Below are 319 nucleotides of genomic sequence, written 5' to 3' on the forward strand. Positions count from 1 at the left end.
CCGTGCAGGGGATAATACGGCAGCCAGCAACAGTTATTACCTGAACCTGCGCAGCGGCCTGAACGTCGGCCCTTGGCGCCTGCGTAACTATTCAGTCTGGAACCGGGAAAGTGGCAGCGCTCAGGGCCAGAACCACTGGCAGTCCATCCATACCTATCTCCAGCGCGATATCCTCTTTTTGAGGAGCCAGTTGACCCTGGGAGACACCAACTCCTCCAGCGAAGTGTTCGACAGCGTGCCGCTGCGCGGTGGCCAGTTGATGTCAGATGAAGAGATGCTGCCGGAAAGCCTGCGCGGCTATTCACCGGTGGTGCGCGGT

The 319-nt window shown here is 59.6% G+C and carries 1 protein-coding gene; it reads left to right on the forward strand.

All coding sequences use genetic code 11. The annotated features are described in order from the left end of the window. Positions 1-319 (forward strand): fimbria/pilus outer membrane usher protein (locus AC2A1E_RS24450; protein WP_484385914.1); only part of this gene is annotated, 319 nt, incomplete at both ends.

This window comes from Serratia sp. HNCC26DJ206 (genome assembly GCF_057180605.1).